This is a genomic window from Oceanobacter antarcticus (genome assembly GCF_044962685.1).
GTDB lineage: Bacteria > Pseudomonadota > Gammaproteobacteria > Pseudomonadales > Oceanobacteraceae > Oceanobacter > Oceanobacter antarcticus.
Genome location: NZ_JBBKTX010000139.1, coordinates 1 through 238, shown reverse-complemented (window position 1 = coordinate 238; position 238 = coordinate 1). Strand labels below are relative to the sequence as shown.

Below are 238 nucleotides of genomic sequence, written 5' to 3'. Positions count from 1 at the left end.
GAGAGTGTTTGCCCAGTTGCCGTTATGCGAAACCGTGGAAGACATCGAAAAACTGCTGCCTGAGAATATGAAAGCGGCCGTTATTTAAATCGGTAGATGGGGTTGTTTGAGCGTTTACCTTTGAAGGCCACGCAGGGCAGTATTTGACTGTTCTGAACAGTGATTCGGAGTACGGGTTATCGTTGCTCACCCGTGGGCGACTGTATGACATCAGCATACCAAGTTCCGCCAGCCGTGC

Annotated in this window: 1 protein-coding gene; it reads right to left on the bottom strand. The window is 50.4% G+C overall.

The annotated features are described in order from the left end of the window. Positions 1-22: 22 nt before the first annotated feature. Positions 23-238, bottom strand: a 216-nt coding sequence (locus WG929_RS21250) for a hypothetical protein (RefSeq protein WP_416207654.1), incomplete at its 5' end; no start/stop codon positions are given.